This window comes from Dellaglioa sp. CoH-55-MRSF-7 (genome assembly GCF_056782235.1).
Genome location: NZ_JBXAYI010000174.1, coordinates 1 through 263 on the forward strand (window position 1 = coordinate 1; position 263 = coordinate 263).

The following is a 263-nucleotide window of genomic DNA, read 5'->3' on the forward strand; positions in this document are numbered from 1 at the left end:
CCAGCAGATCGACCCACTGCTGACCGGAAAGTGAACCCGTGAGCACCACGACAGAACGGACCGCACGCGCGGTGGGGACCGACCCCACCGCGCCGCGGCGCGCTTGGACGGGACAGCGGCGCCCCCAGCAGGGGCGGCGGCGGACATCCGGCCGGCTCCGAGGGGGCGCGACCCCGTACCTCTTCATCGCGCCCGGCTTCATCCTCTTCGCCGTGCTGATCCTGCTGCCGATCCTGCAGGCCGTGCAGATGAGCTTCTACGAC

General features: G+C 71.1%; 1 protein-coding gene. It reads left to right on the top strand.

Translation table 11 applies throughout. The features are described from left to right. Window positions 1-38: 38 nt before the first annotated feature. A partial coding sequence (locus AC1RPU_RS08305; protein ID WP_481769696.1) for a hypothetical protein occupies window positions 39-263 on the top strand: 225 nt, incomplete at its 3' end.